General features: G+C 67.2%; 1 pseudogene. It reads left to right on the forward strand.

Annotated elements, in window-relative coordinates:
* A pseudogene (locus tag SB772_RS46285) lies at positions 1-229 on the forward strand (type II/IV secretion system protein); the annotation flags it as partial.

Consider the following 229-nt stretch of genomic DNA (forward strand, 5'->3'; position numbering starts at 1 on the left):
ACGCGGTGTTGGCGCAGCGGCTGATCCGCCTGGTCTGCGCCAGTTGCAGCGCGCCGGTCACCCCCACCGACGACGAATTGCTTGCCTCGGGCCTCGATCCCAAAGACGTCGGCCACTACCACTTTGTGCATGGCAAGGGCTGCGGCCACTGCCGGGGCACCGGGTATCGCGGGCGCAGTGCGATCGCCGAGCTGCTGCACCTGGACGACGAGCTGCGGCAAATGATTGT

The sequence above is a fragment of the Paraburkholderia sp. SIMBA_030 genome (genome assembly GCF_046535245.1).
Taxonomy (GTDB): Bacteria; Pseudomonadota; Gammaproteobacteria; order Burkholderiales; family Burkholderiaceae; genus Paraburkholderia.